Consider the following 16,115-nt stretch of genomic DNA (forward strand, 5'->3'; position numbering starts at 1 on the left):
TTAAGCCCGCGGGCACGCACAATCGCCACGCATCAACCCTCAAGGTGGCCGCCCATGAAGTCCCTGTTCTCCGCAATCGGCTGGTTGTTCTCCAAGGCCTGGTGGCTGCTCGACGGCACGCGTCGGGCGCTGATGAACCTGTTCGTGCTGCTACTGGTCGTCATCGTCGCGACGGCCCTGCTGACGCGAGGCCCCAAGGCCCTGGCCGACAAGACCACCCTCGTCCTCAAGCTCGACGGGAACCTCGTCGAGCAGTTCTCCGGCAGCCCGCGCGAGCAGCTGCTGGCCCAGGCCCAGGGCCGCGGCACGCCCAAGCAGACCCGGCTGCGTGACGTGCTGGCCGCACTGGAGCTGGCAGCCAAGGACGACAAGATCAGCAGCGTGCTGCTGGACGTGGAGGACCTGCAGGGCGCCGGCCTGGCCGGCCTGCACGAGGTCAGCGCCGCGCTGCAGCGCTTTCGCAAGACCAGCGGCAAGCCCGTCGTCGCCTACGCCGACAGCTACAGCCAGCGCGGCTACTTCCTCGCGGCCCAGGCCGGTGAGGTCTACCTGCACCCCATGGGCATGGTCATGCTGGAGGGCTTCGGCCGCTGGCGCACCTACTACAAGGACGCGCTGGACCGCATCGGCGTGACGCCCCATGTCATCAAGGTCGGCACCTACAAAAGCTTTGCCGAGCCCTATACCGCCACCGGCCCCAGCCCCGCGACGATGGAGGCCGAGGGGCTGGTCTACGGCGAGCTGTGGAGCGGCTTCACGGGCACGATCGAGACGGCGCGCAAGCTGGAGGCCGGCGCCATCGGCCGGAGCATCGACCAGATCCCGCAGCTGTTGGCCGCCGTGAAGGGTGACGCGGCCCAGCTGGCCGTGCAGGCCAAGCTCGTCGACGGCCTGAAGACGCGCGACCAGATGCGCGAGCTGCTCATCGCCAAGGGCGCCCGAGACGAGGACAGCAAGAGCTTCCGCCAGGTGTCGCTGGCCCAGTACATGGCCTATGTGAAGGACGCCGGCGCGCCGAACAAGCTGCAGCCGGGCGTCGGCATCGTCGTGGCCGAGGGCGAGATCGTCGACGGCGATGCCGGCCCGGGCCGCATTGGCGGCGACTCCACGGCCCGCCTGATCCGCAAGGCACGCGAGGACGAGGCCATCAAGGCCGTCGTGCTGCGCGTGAACTCGCCCGGCGGCAGCGCCTTCGCGTCCGAGATCGTTCGCCGCGAGCTGGAGCTGACGCGCCAGGCCGGCAAGCCCGTTGTCGTCTCCATGGGCGACGTGGCGGCCTCCGGCGGCTACTGGATCTCCATGGCCAGCGACGCCGTCATCGCCGACGCCGGCACCATCACGGGCAGCATCGGCGTGTTCGGCATCCTGCCCACGGCCGAGGGCCTGATGAACAAGCTGTCGCTGCATACGGGCGGCGTCACGACGACCTGGCTGGCCGGTGGCTTCGACCCGCGCCGGCCGCTGGACCCGCGGCTGCAGGCTGCGGTACAGGCCGGCATCGACCACATCTATGCCCGCTTCACCGGCCTCGCCGCCCAGGCGCGCAAGAGCACACCGGAGAAGATCGACACCGTCGCCCAGGGCCGCATCTGGACCGGCGCTCAGGCGCGCGAGCGAGGCCTGGTGGACCGTCTGGGCAGCTTCGACGACGCAGTGCAGACAGCGGTGCAGTTGGCCAAGTTGGAGGTCAAGGCGGGCGAGAAGCCGCGCGTGACCTATGTGGAGCGCGACCTCAGCCGCGGCGAACGCCTGCTCGCGTCGCTGACCGACGTGATGGCGCCATCCCTGGCCCGGGCCGTCGGGCAGTCGCTGGGCTTGGACGCGCTGCCGGCGCCCGTCGTCGAGGAACTGGCCGTGCTCAAGGATCTGTCCAAGGTGGCGGCGCGCGGCCAGTGGGACCGCGCCGCGGCCGTTCACTGTCTCTGCGGCGCGCCTTAGTCGAGCGTCCGGCGGTAGCGCAGCAGCGCCACGCCGCCCGCCACCGCCAGGAAGGCCAGCATGGGCCACAGCTCGGGCAGCAGTTCCGCGGCGCCCGAGCCCTTCAGCATGACGCCGCGCACGATGCGCAGGAAATGCGTCAGCGGCAGCAGCTCGCCCAGCGCCTGGGCCCAGGCCGGCATGCCGCGGAACGGGAACATGAAGCCCGACAGCAGCATGGAAGGCAGGAAGAAGAAGAAGGTCAGCTGCAGGGCCTGCAGCTGGTTGCGGGCCAGCGTGGAGAACGTGAAGCCCACGCCCAGGTTGGCCAGCATGAAGACGCCGATCAGGGCCAGCAGCAGGCCGATGCTGCCGACCATGGGCACGCTGAACAGCAGCCAGGCCGCCCCCAGGATGACGCCCAGCTGCACATAGCCCAGCACCACATAGGGCAGGATCTTGCCGACCATGACCTCGATGGGCCGCACGGGCGTGGCCAACAGGTTCTCCATCGTTCCCCGCTCGCGCTCGCGCGTCATGGCCAGCGCCGTCAGCATCACCATGGTCATGGTCAGGATGGTGCCGACCAGGCCAGGCACGATGTTGTAGCGCGACAGGCCCTCGGGGTTGTAGCGGCGCTGGATGCGCACCTCGAACGGCGGCGCCTGCGGCGCCAGCGCAGCCAGTGCGCCGCGCAGGTCGCGGCTCAGCGCGCTCTGACCCAGCTGGCTCAGCGCGGCGATGGCGTTGCCGGCGGCCGAGGGGTCGGTCGCGTCGGCGGCGATCAGCACGGCCGGCTTCTCGCCGCGCACGACGCGGGCGCCGAAGTCGTCCGGCACGACGACAAGGAACTGGATGTCGCCACGCTGCAGCAGCGCATCGCCGCGCGACTCCGCGATGCCGCTCTCGACGACGCGGAAATAGCCGCTGGTCTGCAGCGCCGCGACGAGGCTGCGCGCCATCGGGCTGGCGTCCTGAGACACGACGGCCGTCGGCAGGCCCTTGGGGTCGGTGTTGATGGCATAGCCGAACAGCACCAGCTGCATGATGGGCACGCCCACGGCCATCGCGAACGTGAGCTTGTCGCGCAGCATCTGCTGCACTTCCTTCAGCGCGATGGCAAAGGTGCGGGCCAGGGCTTGCATCAGCCAGCCTCGGCAAAGTTGTCGGTGGCCTGACCGACGAGGCGCACGAAGGCGTCCTCGAGGTCGCTGGCGCCGGCGGCCTCGACGATGGACGCTGCCGTGCCGCGCGCCAGCACCCGGCCATAGGCGATGTAGACCAGCTCGTCGCAGCGCTCGGCCTCGTCCATGTAGTGGGTGGACACCAGCACGGTGATGCCCTCGCCGGCGAGACGATGGATATGCTCCCAGAACTCGCGGCGGGCCTTGGGGTCGACGCCGGCCGTGGGCTCGTCCAGCAGCAGCAGGCGCGGCCGGTGCAGCAGGCAGGCGGCCAGCGCCAGGCGCTGCTTCCAGCCACCGGACAGCGCGCCGGCCAGCTGCTTCTCGCGGCTGGCCAGCCCCAGTCGCTGCAGCGCGGCGGCCACGGCCTCACGACGGTCGGCCATCGAGAACAGCCGCGCGATGAAGTCCAGGTTCTCGCGTATCGACAAGTCCTCGTAGAGGCCGAATCTCTGCGTCATGTAGCCGACCTGGCGCTTGACCTCGGTGGCCTGGCGGCGGAAGTCCAGGCCCAGCACCCGCCCGTCGCCGGCATCGGGCGTCAGCAGGCCGCAGAGCATGCGCAGTGAAGTGGTCTTGCCGCTGCCGTTGGGACCAAGGAAGCCGACGATGCGGCCGGCCGCGACCTGCATGTCCACACCATCGACGACCTTGCGGCCGCCGTAGGACTTGCTCAGCCCCTTCACGTCGATGGTCAGCTCGGTCATGGTGTCACATCCAGCGGCTGGCCCGGATGCAGCCGCTCCGCATCCTCGGCCTTCAGCGGCCGCGCCTCGACGAGGAAGACCAGCTTGTCGCGCTGCTGGTTGGAGTAGATGACGGGCGGCGTGTACTCCGGCCCTGCGGCGATGAAGCTGATGCGCGCCGGGATGGCCGCGCCGCAGCCGTCGCAATGCAGCTGCACGATCGCATCGGGCTTGAGCCGGCCGACGGCTGACTGCGGCACGTAGAAGCGCGCCTTGCGGTGAGCCGGTGGCAGCAAGGCCAGCACGGGCTGGCCGGCCTGCACCCACTCGCCGGGACGCAGGAAGACGTCTTGCACGCGGGCCGGCATGGGCGCGCTCTGCCGCTTCTGCTCGACGCGCCAGGCCGTCTGCGCGCGGCTGCTCTGCGCCGCCTCGGCGAGCGCGCGGGCGGCGCTGCGCTCGTCCTCGCGCGAGGGCAGCCGGGCGACCGCGAGCGCCGCCTCCAGTTCGGCGACGCGGGCGCGCGCCTGGGCCAGCGTCGTCGCCGCGTCGTCCACGCGGGCCTGGGCCACGAAGCCCTGCATCAGCAGCTGCTGCTGGCGCTGGAGGTCCACGCCTGCCAGGCGCTCGGCGGCACGGGCCTGCTCCAGCTGGGCCCGGGCGACCGCCAGCTCGGGCGCGCGCCTGCCCTTGTCTGTGTCCCGGGCCTGGGCCAGCGCGCTCTGCGCTCGCGCCCGGGCCTCGCTGTCGGCCGCGAGATCGGGCGTCGGGTCCAGCTCGAACAACGGCTGCCCCGCCGCGACTGCGTCGCCCGAGCGCACCGCCAGCGTTGCCAGCCGCCCGGCCACCGGTGGAGCGATGTAGACCAGCTCGGCCTCGGCATAGCCCGTCCAGCCTTCGCTCGGCTTGTCACCGCAGCCGGCCACCAGCACGGCCACCACCGGCAGAAAGATTCGCTTCATGACAACAACTCCACGAGGGGCGGGACTTTTCGCCAAGTGTTCGGCAAATCGCAAGGCGTGGCCAAACTCTTGTTGCCGGCATCAATCCGATCACTAGCATTCTCACGAGGAGGCCGCACCCGGCGGTCTGGCAAGGAGCAAGGAGCACGGCCATGAATGTCGCCACCTGGATGCGCAGTTTCACGATCAGAACCCGGATGCACGGGGCCATCGCCATGGTGTTGCTGATGTTCGCGGCGCTGGCCCTGACGGGACTGCTGGGCGGCCGCCAGCTGACGGCCCTGCAGGCCGAGGCCACGACGCGCACGACGCAGGACCTCCAGCAGCTCGCCGCCATCCGCCAGGCCCTGGCCGAGGTGCACCAGGCCGAGGGCCTGCCGGAGATCCCCAGGCAGACGCTGCGCGACATCGAGAAGCGCGTGGAGAAGCTGGCTGGCGTCGCCGACGGGCAGGTCAAGGCGGCCGAGGCCGCGTTCAGCGCAGAGATGCTGCGCATAGGCTGGCGCGCGCTGGCCGTGTTGACCCTGGTGCTGGTACTGGTCGTGCCGCTGACGCTGATCAATTCCTCCACCATCACCACCCCCATGCGCTATGCCTGCACGGTGGCCCAGTCCATCGCCAGCGGCGACCTGAACAACGATGTGCGCATCGCCGGCCGCGACGAGGCGGCCGACCTGCTGCGCGCGCTGGATGCCATGCAGGCCAGCCTGCGCGGCCTGGTCAGCCAGGTCAAGACCTCGGCGCTCAGCATAGAGACGGCCAGCGACGAGGTGGCCGCGGGCAACCACGACCTCAGCCAGCGCACCGAGCGCACCGCCTCCAGCCTGCAGCGCACGACCAATTCCATGGACGAGCTGACCCTGGGTGTGCGCCATGGCGCCAACGCGGCGGGCAAGGCGCGCGAGCTGGCCGCGGGCGCGGCCGAGGTGGCGCAGCGCGGTGGCCAGGAGGTGTCCGAGGTCGTCGCGACGATGGATGAGATCAACGCCAGCTCGCGCCGCATCGGCGACATCGTGGGCCTGATCGACAGCATCGCCTTCCAGACCAACATCCTGGCGCTGAACGCGGCCGTCGAGGCGGCGCGCGCCGGCGAGCAGGGCAAGGGCTTCGCCGTCGTCGCCACCGAGGTGCGCTCGCTGGCGCAGCGCTCGGCGGGTGCGGCGCGCGAGATCAAGTCTCTGATCACCGCCAGCGTCGAGCGCACCGAGGCTGGTGCGCGCCTGGTGCAGCAGGCCGGCGCGACGATGCAGGACATCGTGGACAACGTGCAGAAGGTCAGCGACATGATCGGCGAGGTTGCCACCGGCGCGGCCGACCAGAGCACGCGCATCGGCCAGATCAACGGCGCCGTCAACCAGCTCGACGACATGACGCAGCAGAACGCCGCACTGGTGGAGCAGTCAGCCGCTGCCGCCGACAGCCTGCGCCAGCAGCTGCAGCTGCTGACCGGCGCAGTGGCGCAATTCCGGCTCGAAGGACGCTGAAAGCGCGGACCGCCTAGAATGCGGTCCCATAGCGCCGATTTGTTCCGGATTGCGGGCGCTCTACAAATGCCGCTAAACAGGACTCCGAAACCGGCGTCCGCAAAAGTGGCCGCCGGTTTTTTATTGGAGTGAGGCCATGACGGGCCGAAGCGTCGGCGACGTGTCGCCGCAGAGTTTTCATTTCGACGAGCCGCTGCCGCTGCGCAGCGGCGCCAGCCTGGGGCCCTACGACCTGATGGTCGAGACCTATGGCCGGCTCAACGCCGAGCGCAGCAACGCGGTACTGGTCTGTCATGCGTTGAACGCCAGCCACCATGTGGCCGGCAGCTACGCCGGCCAGGCCAAGAGCGAGGGCTGGTGGGACAACCTCATCGGCCCGGGCAAGCCGCTGGACACCGACAAGTTCTTCGTCATCGGAGTCAACAACCTCGGCTCCTGCTTCGGCTCCACGGGCCCCATGCACGCCAATCCGGCCACCGGCCGGGCCTGGGGCGCGGACTTTCCCGTCGTCACGGTGCAGGACTGGGTGGATGCCCAGGCCCGTGTCGTCGAACGCTTCGGCATCCTCAAGCTGGCGGCCGTGCTGGGCGGCTCGCTGGGCGGCATGCAGGCGCTGGACTGGGCGCTGCGCTACCCCGAGCGCCTCGCCCATTGCATCGCGATCGCGACGGCGCCCAACCTGTCGGCGCAGAACATCGCCTTCAACGAGGTGGCGCGCCGCGCCATCGTGACCGACCCCGACTTTCACGGCGGCCACTTCTACGCCCATGGCGTGGTGCCCAAGCGCGGCCTGCGCGTGGCGCGCATGATCGGCCACATCACCTATTTGAGCGACGACGTGATGGCCGAGAAGTTCGGCCGCGAGCTGAAGTCGGGCGAGCTGGGTTACTCGACGCAGGACATCGAGTTCCAGATCGAGAGCTACCTGCGCTACCAGGGCGACAAGTTCAGTGACTATTTCGACGCCAACACCTATCTGCTGATCACGCGCGCGCTGGACTACTTCGACCCGGCGGCCGAGCATGGCGGCGACCTCGCGCGCGCATTCGCCAGCGCGCGGGCCAAGTTCCTGGTGGCGAGCTTCACGACCGACTGGCGCTTCTCGCCGGCGCGCTCTCGAGAAATAGTCAAGGCGCTGCTCGACAACCGCCTGGACGTGTCCTACGCCGAAATCGATGCGCCGCATGGCCACGACGCCTTCCTGCTCGACGACCCGCGCTACCACGGCGTGCTGAGGGCCTACTTCGAGCGCATCGCGGGCGAGCTGGAAAGGCCTGCCGTGCTGCAGTTCAAGGGGGTGGCCATATGAGCTTCGATCCCGCGATCGCAGCCCTGGTGCCGCCGGGCTCGCGCGTGCTGGACCTGGGTTGCGGCACCGGCGAGCTGCTGGAGCACCTCATCAAGCACAAGGGCTGCAGCGGCTACGGCGTGGAGCTGGACGACGCCAACCTGCTGGCCTGCGTGAAACGCGGCGTCAACGTCATCCAGCGCAACCTGGAGGAAGGCCTGTCCATCTTCGAGGACCAGAGCTTCGACGTCGTGCTGCAACTGGAGACGTTGCAGCACCTGCGCAATGCTGAAGCCATGCTCAAGGAGACGGCGCGTGTGGGCAAGATGGGCATCGTCAGCTTCCCCAACTTCGCCCACTGGCCCAACCGGCTGCAGGTGCTGGTGGGCCGCATGCCGGTCACGCGCGCCCTGCCCTACGAGTGGTACGACACGCCAAACATCCGCGTCGGCACCTTCGCCGACTTCGGCGTGCTGGCGCGCAAGAACCGGCTCAAGATCCTGGACGCCTTCGGCCTGCAGAACGGCCAGCCGGTGCGCACGCTGCCCAACCTGATGGCCAGCGTCGCGGTGTTCAGGTTCGAGCGGGAGTGACGGTCAGCCCAGCGTCTTCTTGTGGGCCTTCTTGTGGCCCTTCTTCTTGTGCTTGACCTTGGCGGGCTTCTTCTTGCCGGCGGCGGCCTGGGCGCTGACGGCATGGCCAGCCGTCCGGGCCTCGGCGGCCGGCGCCGCGAACGCGGCGGTCAGGGCGATGGCGAGGGCGGCGGCAGCGGTCTGGATCTTCATGGCAGGTGCTTTCAAAAAACGGATGCCGCCAGCCTAACTCAGGGCAGCGGCGTTGCCTGATAGAAGACCGTCAGCCAGCGGCCATCGATGCCGCGCGACCACATGGACGAGGCCAGGTAGCCGACCGGGCCACCCGGCGTCGTGATCTCGGCCCGGTAGCTCAGCACCAGGCTTTGCTCGTTGTTGCGCACCACCCGCATGACCCCGAGGCGGTAGCGTGCGCCGGGCCGTCCGTTCAGGTGGGTGGTCAGCTCCGCGTAGCTTGTCTGCGTGACGCCTGTGGGGCCGAGGTTGACGGCATGTAAGTCCGGCGCGGCGTAGCTCAGCAGCCGCGCCACCTGGGCCGGGCTGCGCCCGGCGTCGAAGCACACCGCCGCCTTGTCCCTTTCCTGGGCCTGCAGGCGCCGGATCACATCCTCTATGCTTTCCTCGGCCGCGCCGGCGCGGCCGCCGAGTACCGCCAGCAGGCCAGGCAGCGGCAGCGCCAGCAGCAGCCGACGCGGGACGGGGAAGGTGGAGATGAGCTTCATGGTGGACTCCTTGAGCGGGTTCCGGTCGACGTCCATCGCCGCCGGGGCACCGAGGTGCTGCCCGCAGGCTAGGCACCGCCTCTCGTGCGGCTCTCGTGCGGGCTGGCCGCCGTGCTGAGGCTGCTGGCGCCGCTGCGCGGCGAAGCTCGCTTCCAGGCGCTTCGGCGCGAGATCGGGCTGGCCTAGCTGCTGCCCCTCGCGGCCCGGCGGCTGCTACGCCGCCAACGGCGCCGTGAACCGAGAGCCGAGGCGGTCGGGGCCTCGTCGATGGCAGCGCCGGGGGGCGACGGAACTCGGTCGGCCGAGCACGTCTGGAGGCATCGGGCGGCTCGGTGCCGTTCAGCAGGGGAATGACCGGGCCACCCCGCCCTGGAACCGGTTTGCCGGGGCGGAGGGCAGCGGCAGGGCCGGCACCAGGCCGAGCAGCACGCCGGCAGTGGGCAGGGAAAGGCGGGTCAGACGCATGGGCGGACGGGGGGCGGGCCATTGTCGGAGCGCCTAAACTGGCCGGTCGCGCCACAAGCGCACCAGGAGCCCGCCATGAATGCCCGTGATCCCCACCTGCCCCTGCAAGCCGACGAGGCCCGCGCGCTGGGCCAGTTTGCCGAGCGCGTTTGGGACGAGGAAATCGTCCCGGCGCTGACCGACTACATCGCCATCCCCGCCAAGAGCCCGATGTTCGACGCCGACTGGGCGGCGCATGGTCACATCGAGAAGGTGCTGACCCAGGCCGCCGCCTGGGTGGAGAGCAAGAAGGTCGCCGGCCTCAAGCTGGAGGTGGTGCGCATTCCCGGCCGCACGCCGGTCATCTTCTTCGAGGTGCCGGCCACCAAGGCGGGCTCGACGGACACCGTGCTGCTCTACGGACACCTGGACAAGCAGCCCGAGTTCAGCGGCTGGCGCAGCGACCTGGGCCCATGGACGCCCAAGTACGAGAACGGCCTGCTCTACGGCCGCGGCGGCGCGGACGACGGCTATGCCGTCTACGCTTCGCTGACGGCCATCATGGCGCTGGACCAGCAGGGCATCCCGCGGCCGCGCTGCGTGGGCGTCATCGAGACCTGCGAGGAGAGCGGCAGCTTCGACCTGCCGGCCTACATCGACCTGCTCAAGCCCCGCCTGGGCAATGTGTCACTGGTCGTCTGCCTGGACTCCGGCGCCGGCAACTACGAGCAGCTGTGGCTGACGACGTCGCTGCGCGGCATGGTGTCGGGCGTGCTCAAGGTGGAGGTGCTGACCGAGGGCATACACAGCGGCGACGCGTCGGGCGCCGTGCCGTCGAGCTTTCGCATCCTGCGCCAGGTGCTGGACCGTCTGGAGGACAGCAAGACCGGGCGGCTGCTGCCCGAGAGCTTCCACTGCGAGATCCCCGGTGCGCGCCTGGAACAGGCCCGCGCGACGGCGGCCATCCTCAAAGACGAGGTCTACAAGCGCATGCCATGGGCCTGCGGCGCGGACGGCGGCCCGGTGCTGCCGGTGACGACCGACCCGGTCGAGGTGCTGCTGAACCGCACCTGGCGGCCGACGCTGTCGGTGGTCGGCGCCGATGGCTTCCCGGAGCTGAAGAACGCCGGCAACGTGCTGCGCCCCTACACGGCGTTCAAGCTCAGCCTGCGCCTGCCGCCGCTGATCGACGGCAATGCCGCGGCGCTGCGGCTCAAGGCCTTGCTGGAGGACAACGCGCCCTACAACGCCAAGGTCACGTTCACGCCCGACGGCCGCGCCGGCGCCCTCGGAGCCACCGGCTGGAACACGCCCGACCTTTCGCCCTGGCTGAGCCAGGCGCTCAACGATGCCAGCCAGGCGCATTTCGGCGCGCCGGTCGGCTACATCGGCCAGGGCGGCACCATCCCGCTGATGAGCATGCTGCAGAAGGGCTTCCCGGCCGCGCAGATGATGGTCTGCGGCGTGCTGGGCCCCAAGAGCAACGCCCACGGGCCCAACGAGTTCCTGCACGTGCCCTATGGCAAGCGGCTGACGGCTGCAGTCGCCCAGGTGATGGCGGCCCATCCCTGATCGAGGAAGGATGGACCAGCTCCGCGCCATCAAGGTCTTTGTCCGCGTCATCGACGAGGGCAGCTTCGCCGCAGCGGCGCGGGCCCTGGACTTGGCGCCGGCCGTCGTCACCCGCCTGGTGGCCGAGCTGGAGGACCACCTCGGCACGCGACTGCTGAACCGCACGACGCGGCGCCTGTCGCTGACCGAGATCGGCGAGGCCTATCTGGAGCGGGCGCGGCGCATCCTGGCCGACGTCGACGAGGCCGCGGCCCTGGCCGCCTCGGCCACGCAGGAGGTTCGCGGCCTGCTGCGCGTGCTGTGCCCGCCGGCCATCGCTGTGCACCAACTGGCCAAGCACCTGCCCAAGTTCCACCGCGCCTATCCGCTGGTGACGCTGGAGATCGCCTCGCCCGGCCCGGTCGAGACGGTGGACGACGGCTATGACCTGACCATCTTCCTGTCCCGGGACCCGCTGGACGGCGACTTCATCGCCCGGCGCCTGGCGCGCAGTGAGTTCATCATGTGCGCGTCGCCCGATTACCTCGACCGGCGCGGCCGCCCCCAGCACCCCTCCGAGCTGAAATGCCACGACGCGCTGCTGCCGCCCACGCCCTCGCTGATGCGCGGCCTGACGCTGCAGCGTGGCGACGGCGGCGAGGAGATCACGCTGCCCATCGTGCCCTCGCGCGCGACGCTGTCGACGACGCACATGGACACCAACTACGCCGCAGCCCTGCATGGCCTGGGCGTGGCCGGCCTGCCCAGCTTCATGGTCGAGGACGCGCTGCTGGAGCAGGCGCTGGAGCGCGTCATGCCGCAGTGGCGCCTGTTCGGCACGACGCTGTGGGCCGGCATGCCCACGCGCAAATACGTGCCCGCACGCACCCGGGCCTTCCTCGACTTCCTGCTGGAGATCTTCGGCGGCGAGGACAGGGACCCGTGGCTGGTCGCCGCAGGCTGCGCGACCGTCCCTAGCGCAGGCTGAAGCCCAGCTCGAACAACTCCGGGAAGCTGGCTTCCATCGCGCGCTTCAGCGGCGCCAGCGCGACGTAGCGGCTGGCCGTCTTGGCGACATGGGCCAGCAGCCGGCGCTCCTCGGCATGGCCGCGGCCCAGCAGCACGAGGTGCCGGCGCAACGCGCTCCATTCCAGCTGCCGCCAGTACTCGCCGAAATCGGCCGCCAGCGCCGCATCGAGCTGGCCGGCGGCGCGGCAGTCCTCCCAGTGGCGCACGGCCCAGTCGATCTCCTGGGCCTCGTCCCAGGCCAGTTCGGGAGGGCGCAGCAGCGCAGCGATGGCGTCGGTGGAGCTACCCTGGGGCGCATCGTCGATCAGGCGCTGCAGCACGGCATCCAGGCCGTTCGGGGCGATGCGGGCCAGGCCGGCGCGCAGGGCGGCGGCGTCGGGCGGCTCGGGCGGCTTGGGCTGCGCGCTCAAGCCGGCGCAGGCGGCGCGCATCAGGCGGTCGGCGTCTTCGGGATGGGCTTGCAGGTCCTGGATCAGGGCGGAGGTCGGCGTCGTCATGGGATGAAAGCCCTCGTGGATAATCAAATTCTAAGAACCGCCGCCCCGGCCTCCTCACCGACCCCGAGCCTTCCGCTGCCTGTGTCGCGCTCGCCCCGCCTCCTCCGCCCCGCCCCGCTGCCCCCGCTGATCGCCCTGGCCCTGTGCGCCTGGGGCGAGGCCCGTGCGCAGCAGCCCGTCGACGACGCCCCGCTGCCGCTGCGCAGCAGCCGCGTGCTGGCGACGTCGTCCAAGGCGGGCACCGCCAAGCCGGCCCTGGTCATCTCCGCCGGTCGGCTGTCGGCCCAGACGGACCAGCAGGCGCAGGGGCGGGATGGCGTCGAGCTGCGCTACGGCGAGCTGGTGATGAATGCGGACCAGCTCGACTACCGCGTCGTCGACGACTTCGCGCGCGCCGAGGGCCATGTTCGCATCAACCACAACGGCAATGTCTTCACGGGCCCGCTGCTGCAGCTGTACGTGAGCCGCTTCGAGGGCGAATTCCTGACGCCCAGCTTCTTCCTCGCCGCGACCGGCGGCGCCGGCAAGGCCAAGCTGCTGAAGTTCCAGGACAGTGAGCACATGAGCGCGACCGAAGGCAGCTACACCAGCTGCCCGGCCGTGGAGCAGCAGGAGCCGGCTTGGCAGATCTCGGCCAAGCGGCTGCGCCTGGACCTGGCCGCCAACGAGGGCGAGGCCGACGGCGCCGTGCTGCGCTTCCTGGGCGTGCCCATCCTGGCCGCGCCGTCCATGACCTTCCCGCTCAGCTCGGCGCGCAAGTCGGGCTGGCTACCGCCCAACATCTTCCTGGACAACCGCGGCGGCCTGGAACTGGGCGTGCCCTATTACTGGAACATCGCGCCGCAGCGCGACGCGACCTTCACGCCCTTCATCATGACCAAGCGCGGTGCGGGCCTGGACAGCGAGTTCCGCTACATGGAGCCCGGCCACAAGGGCCGCATCAATTTCGACTACCTGCCCAACGACCGGCTGCTGGGCCGTTCGCGCTGGGATCTGCTGCTGAACAACGACGGCAAGTTCGGCGACTGGCGCTACCGCATCAAGAGCGAGCGCGTCTCGGACGACGACTACTGGAAGGACATGTCGCGTCGCGTCGAGAGCCAGACGCCACGCCTCATGGCCAGTGACTTTGCGCTGAATCGCCAGCGCGAGCTGTCCTGGGGCGTCATCGACACCTATGCCCGTGTGCAGCGCTGGCAGGCGCTGCAGGGCACGGATGCGCTGGCGCAGTTCGACACGCCCTACCAGCGCAGCCCGCAGGTCGGCGTGCGCGTGACGACGGCGGCCGACGAGGCCGTGCTGGACAGCTTCCGCCCTTGGGGCCGAAAGGCGCGGCTGGAGGGCGGACTGGAGCTGGAATACAACCGCTTCGACCTGCCGGGCTCGGCCCTGGCCGGCCAGGCCCGCGGCGGCCAGCGCGTGCACGCGCTGGGCCATGTGGCCGCGCCGCTGGGCGGCGAGGCCTGGTGGTTCATCCCGCGCGCCTCCTTCAATGCGGCAGCCTACAACGTCGACCAGCCGCAGGCCGACGGCCGACGCCGCATGAGCCGCGTCATCCCGACGCTGAGCATCGACCATGGCTGGGTTTTCGAGCGCGACACGACACTGTTCGGCCGCGACTACCGCCAGAGCCTGGAGCCGCGGCTGTTCTACGTGAACACGCCCTTCCGCGACCAGAGCAACCTGCCCAACTTCGACTCGGCGCCCAAGGACTTCAACTTCGACTCCATCTACACCGACAACCCGTTCTCGGGCGTTGACCGGGTGTCGGACCTGCATGCACTGAGCGTCGGCGCGACCAGCCGCTGGATCAGCGCCGCCCAGGGCGAGGAGATCCTGCGCCTGGGCGCCGTGCAGCGCTTCCTGTTCCGCGACCAGAAGATCACGCCGGACGGCCAGCCCGTCACGCAGCGCTTCTCCGACCTGCTGCTGGCCGCCGCCGCGCACCTGGACGAGAAGTGGTGGGCCGACAGCACGCTGGAGTTCAACCCCGAGACCAACCGCTCCGTGCGCTCTGTGCTGCGCGCGCGCTACTCGCCGGGGCCGTTCAAGACGGTCAGCGTCGCCTACCGGCTGGCGCGCGGGCAGAGCGAGCAGGTCGAGCTGGCCTGGCAATGGCCCCTCTACGGCACACCCATCACCTCGCGCGGCGCCGACAGCAAATCCTGCGGCGGCGCCTGGTACAGCGCCGGCCGCGTGCAGTACTCGCTGCGCGACAAGCGCCTGACCGACTCGGTGATGGGCTTCGAGTACGACGCCGGCTGCTGGGTGCTGCGCTGGGGCATAGAGCGCCTGTCCACCGGCCGGGCCGAGACCAACACGCGGCTGATGCTGCAGCTGGAGCTGGTGGGCCTGTCGCAGCTGGGCTCGAACGCCCTCAAGGTCTTGAAGGACAATGTGCCCGGTTACCGCAGGCTGAGCTCCGACAGCTCACCGAGTTCAGACTTCCAACCATGATGCATCGCCTCGCTCCCCTTGTTCTGGCGCTGGCCGCCTTCTCCGCCTCGGCCCAGACGCCCACGCTGCAGCCGGGTGACTACATCGCCGCCGTCGTCAACCAGGACGTCGTGGCCGCCAGCGAGGTCATCCAGCGCACCGAGCGGCTGCGCCAGGAGGCACGCCAGAAGGGCGAGGTCATGCCCGAGACGACCGGCCTGCGCAAGCAGGCGCTGGAGGCGCTGATCGAGGACCGCGTCCTCGTCACCTACGCCCGCGAGAACGGCCCGCGCGTGGACGAGGCCGAGCTGGACCGCATCGTCGCCAACGTGGCCGCGCAGAACAAGCTGACGATGGCGCAGCTGCGCGAGCGCCTCAAGCAGGACGGCACCGACTACAAGAGCTTCCGCGAGAACCTGCGCGACCAGATGATGACCGAGCGCGTGCGCGAGCGCGAGGTGCAGGGTCGCATCAAGGTCACCGATGCCGAGATCGACGCCTACCTGGACAAGAAGCGCGCCGAGCTGGCCAGCGGCGGCATGATCAACCTGGCGCAGGTGCTGGTGACGGTGCCCGAGGGCGCCGCCGACAGCGTCGTGGCCGAGCGCCGCGCGCGCGCAGAAGGCGCGCTGGCCCGCATCAAGGGCGGCGAAAACTTTGCCAAGGTCGCCCGCGACGTGTCCGAGGACGGCAACAAGGCCCGTGGCGGCGAGATCGGCCTGCGCCCGGCCGACCGCCTGCCCGACGTCTTCGTCCACGCCGTCCGGGGCCTGAAGGTCGGCGAGGTCGCGCCGGAGCTGCTGCGCAGCGGCGCGGGCTTCCACATCCTCAAGGTCGTCGAGCGCCAGGGCGGCGCCTCGCTGACGCAGAGCCTGCAGACCCATGCCCGCCACATCCTGCTACGCCCCTCGGCCCAGCTGACCGCCGAGGTCGCGGCCCGGCGCCTGGCCGAGTACAAGCGCCAGATCGAGACCGGCCAGGCCAAGTTCGAGGACATCGCCAGGGCCAATTCCGAGGACGGCAGCGCCGCCGAGGGCGGTGACCTCGGCTGGATGGGCGCCGGCGGCTTCGTGCCCGAGTTCGAGGAGGCGATGAACGCGCTGCCGCCGAACGGCATTTCAGGCCCGGTGGTGTCGCGCTTTGGCGTGCACCTGATCCAGGTGCTGGAGCGCCGTACCGTCGAGGTCGAGATGAAGCAGCTGCGCGAGCAGGCCCGCGGCGCGCTGCGCGAGCAGAAGTACGACGAGGCCTACCAGGAATGGGTCAAGGACCTGCGCACCAAGGCGTTTGTCGAAGTCCGCGAATGGCTGGATTGATCCGGT

Annotated in this window: 13 protein-coding genes, 1 pseudogene and 1 riboswitch; of the genes and pseudogenes, 8 read left to right on the forward strand and 6 right to left on the reverse strand. The window is 70.1% G+C overall.

Annotated features, from left to right (window positions below; all coding sequences use genetic code 11):
• Positions 1-54 precede the first annotated feature (54 nt).
• The gene (gene sppA, locus JOY88_RS04020) at positions 55-1,938 is read left to right on the forward strand and encodes a signal peptide peptidase SppA (protein ID WP_293500551.1); all 1,884 of its coding nucleotides are present in this window, start codon (positions 55-57) and stop codon (positions 1,936-1,938) included.
• On the opposite strand, the gene JOY88_RS04025 is transcribed toward sppA, so the two are convergent.
• The 3 genes and pseudogenes from JOY88_RS04025 to JOY88_RS04035 form a co-directional block, all read right to left on the reverse strand.
• A complete protein-coding gene (locus tag JOY88_RS04025) occupies positions 1,935-3,062 on the reverse strand; it encodes an ABC transporter permease (protein ID WP_293500552.1) in 1,128 nt (375 codons plus the stop codon). The genes sppA and JOY88_RS04025 overlap by 4 nt on opposite strands.
• Before the next feature lie 77 nt (positions 3,063-3,139).
• Positions 3,140-3,808, reverse strand: a pseudogene (gene ccmA / locus JOY88_RS04030) (heme ABC exporter ATP-binding protein CcmA); the annotation flags it as partial.
• Positions 3,805-4,749: an HlyD family secretion protein gene (locus tag JOY88_RS04035; protein ID WP_293500554.1), complete on the reverse strand. Its 945-nt coding sequence runs from the start codon at positions 4,747-4,749 to the stop codon at positions 3,805-3,807. The gene JOY88_RS04035 and the pseudogene ccmA, both read right to left, overlap by 4 nt.
• A gap of 152 nt (positions 4,750-4,901) precedes the next feature.
• Between JOY88_RS04035 and JOY88_RS04040 the strand changes: the two genes are divergently transcribed.
• The 3 genes from JOY88_RS04040 to metW all read left to right on the forward strand — a co-directional run bounded on the left by JOY88_RS04040 (position 4,902) and on the right by metW (position 8,114).
• Positions 4,902-6,233, forward strand: coding sequence for a methyl-accepting chemotaxis protein (locus JOY88_RS04040; RefSeq protein ID WP_293500556.1), 1,332 nt, complete (start codon positions 4,902-4,904; stop codon positions 6,231-6,233).
• Between the two features lie 21 nt (positions 6,234-6,254).
• A riboswitch (SAM riboswitch) is annotated at positions 6,255-6,330 on the forward strand.
• Between the two features lie 39 nt (positions 6,331-6,369).
• Positions 6,370-7,542 (forward strand): homoserine O-succinyltransferase MetX, encoded by a 1,173-nt coding sequence (metX, locus tag JOY88_RS04045; RefSeq protein ID WP_293500557.1) that lies wholly within the window; start codon positions 6,370-6,372, stop codon positions 7,540-7,542.
• Positions 7,539-8,114 carry a methionine biosynthesis protein MetW gene (gene metW, locus JOY88_RS04050; RefSeq protein ID WP_293500559.1) on the forward strand — a complete coding sequence of 192 codons (576 nt, stop codon included), beginning with the start codon at positions 7,539-7,541 and terminating at the stop codon, positions 8,112-8,114. The genes metX and metW overlap by 4 nt, the downstream gene beginning before the upstream one ends.
• 3 nt (positions 8,115-8,117) lie before the next feature.
• Here the strand turns inward: metW and JOY88_RS04055 are convergent, their stop codons facing one another.
• Together JOY88_RS04055 and JOY88_RS04060 are read right to left on the reverse strand one after the other, a co-directional pair.
• Entirely contained in the window at positions 8,118-8,306 is a 189-nt protein-coding gene (locus tag JOY88_RS04055; protein ID WP_293500561.1) for a hypothetical protein, read from the reverse strand.
• A 38-nt stretch (positions 8,307-8,344) separates the two neighbouring features.
• A complete protein-coding gene (locus tag JOY88_RS04060; RefSeq protein ID WP_293500563.1) occupies positions 8,345-8,836 on the reverse strand; it encodes a hypothetical protein in 492 nt (163 codons plus the stop codon).
• A gap of 540 nt (positions 8,837-9,376) precedes the next feature.
• Between JOY88_RS04060 and JOY88_RS04065 the strand changes: the two genes are divergently transcribed.
• Positions 9,377-10,852 (forward strand): M20 family metallopeptidase, encoded by a 1,476-nt coding sequence (locus JOY88_RS04065; protein WP_293500565.1) that lies wholly within the window; start codon positions 9,377-9,379, stop codon positions 10,850-10,852.
• 10 nt (positions 10,853-10,862) lie between these two features.
• The gene (locus JOY88_RS04070; protein ID WP_293500567.1) at positions 10,863-11,819 is read left to right on the forward strand and encodes a LysR family transcriptional regulator; all 957 of its coding nucleotides are present in this window, start codon (positions 10,863-10,865) and stop codon (positions 11,817-11,819) included.
• On the opposite strand, the gene JOY88_RS04075 is transcribed toward JOY88_RS04070, so the two are convergent.
• Positions 11,806-12,357, reverse strand: a complete 552-nt coding sequence (locus tag JOY88_RS04075) for a hypothetical protein (protein WP_293500569.1) — start codon at positions 12,355-12,357, stop codon at positions 11,806-11,808. The two genes, JOY88_RS04070 and JOY88_RS04075, sit on opposite strands and share 14 nt — an antisense overlap.
• Before the next feature lie 81 nt (positions 12,358-12,438).
• Here JOY88_RS04075 and lptD point away from each other — a divergent pair, with 81 nt between their 5' ends.
• The gene (gene lptD, locus JOY88_RS04080) at positions 12,439-14,814 is read left to right on the forward strand and encodes an LPS-assembly protein LptD (RefSeq protein ID WP_293500571.1); all 2,376 of its coding nucleotides are present in this window, start codon (positions 12,439-12,441) and stop codon (positions 14,812-14,814) included.
• The gene (locus tag JOY88_RS04085; RefSeq protein WP_293500573.1) at positions 14,811-16,109 is read left to right on the forward strand and encodes a peptidylprolyl isomerase; all 1,299 of its coding nucleotides are present in this window, start codon (positions 14,811-14,813) and stop codon (positions 16,107-16,109) included. The genes lptD and JOY88_RS04085 overlap by 4 nt, the downstream gene beginning before the upstream one ends.
• Positions 16,110-16,115 lie beyond the last annotated feature (6 nt).

Origin of the sequence: Roseateles sp., from assembly GCF_019237615.1 — a bacterium.
Lineage (GTDB): Bacteria > Pseudomonadota > Gammaproteobacteria > Burkholderiales > Burkholderiaceae_C > Pelomonas.

Excerpts from the sequence above, each read along its gene's own strand:
- JOY88_RS04025 (WP_293500552.1), bottom strand. The coding sequence starts at position 3,062 with ATGCAAGCCCTGGCCCGCACCTTTGCCATCGCGCTGAAGGAAGTGCAG.
- metW (WP_293500559.1), top strand. The coding sequence starts at position 7,539 with ATGAGCTTCGATCCCGCGATCGCAGCCCTGGTGCCGCCGGGCTCGCGC.
- JOY88_RS04070 (WP_293500567.1), top strand. The coding sequence starts at position 10,863 with ATGGACCAGCTCCGCGCCATCAAGGTCTTTGTCCGCGTCATCGACGAG.
- JOY88_RS04055 (WP_293500561.1), bottom strand. The coding sequence starts at position 8,306 with ATGAAGATCCAGACCGCTGCCGCCGCCCTCGCCATCGCCCTGACCGCC.
- JOY88_RS04065 (WP_293500565.1), top strand. The coding sequence starts at position 9,377 with ATGAATGCCCGTGATCCCCACCTGCCCCTGCAAGCCGACGAGGCCCGC.
- JOY88_RS04085 (WP_293500573.1), top strand. The coding sequence starts at position 14,811 with ATGATGCATCGCCTCGCTCCCCTTGTTCTGGCGCTGGCCGCCTTCTCC.
- sppA (WP_293500551.1), top strand. The coding sequence starts at position 55 with ATGAAGTCCCTGTTCTCCGCAATCGGCTGGTTGTTCTCCAAGGCCTGG.
- JOY88_RS04075 (WP_293500569.1), bottom strand. The coding sequence starts at position 12,357 with ATGACGACGCCGACCTCCGCCCTGATCCAGGACCTGCAAGCCCATCCC.
- metX (WP_293500557.1), top strand. The coding sequence starts at position 6,370 with ATGACGGGCCGAAGCGTCGGCGACGTGTCGCCGCAGAGTTTTCATTTC.
- JOY88_RS04060 (WP_293500563.1), bottom strand. The coding sequence starts at position 8,836 with ATGAAGCTCATCTCCACCTTCCCCGTCCCGCGTCGGCTGCTGCTGGCG.
- JOY88_RS04040 (WP_293500556.1), top strand. The coding sequence starts at position 4,902 with ATGAATGTCGCCACCTGGATGCGCAGTTTCACGATCAGAACCCGGATG.
- JOY88_RS04035 (WP_293500554.1), bottom strand. The coding sequence starts at position 4,749 with ATGAAGCGAATCTTTCTGCCGGTGGTGGCCGTGCTGGTGGCCGGCTGC.